Raw genomic sequence first — 318 nt, 5'->3', positions numbered from 1 at the left:
GATTCAGGCGCGTCGTCACTCTACTCGTGTACATAATCCGGCAGTAGAAAAGCGTCTGGCGGCGATCACCGCTCAGGACAGTCAGCGTGCGAATGTCTATGAAGTGCGTGCTGAAGCCCAGCGTGCGCGTTTTAAACTGCCCGCGTGGCCGACCACCACGATTGGTTCCTTCCCGCAAACCACGGAGATTCGTACCCTGCGTCTGGATTTCAAAAAGGGTAATCTCGACGCCAACAACTACCGCACAGGCATTGCGGAACATATCAAGCAGGCCATTGTTGAGCAGGAACGTTTGGGACTGGATGTGCTGGTACATGG

The 318-nt window shown here is 55.0% G+C and carries 1 pseudogene; it reads left to right on the top strand.

What is annotated here, in order from left to right:
- Nucleotides 1-318: pseudogene (locus HL666_RS33920) on the top strand (5-methyltetrahydropteroyltriglutamate--homocysteine S-methyltransferase); the annotation flags it as partial.

The organism is Bradyrhizobium aeschynomenes (assembly GCF_013178945.1).
GTDB classification, from domain to species: Bacteria; Pseudomonadota; Alphaproteobacteria; order Rhizobiales; family Xanthobacteraceae; genus Bradyrhizobium; species Bradyrhizobium aeschynomenes.
This window is presented reverse-complemented; position numbering and strand designations above follow the sequence as displayed.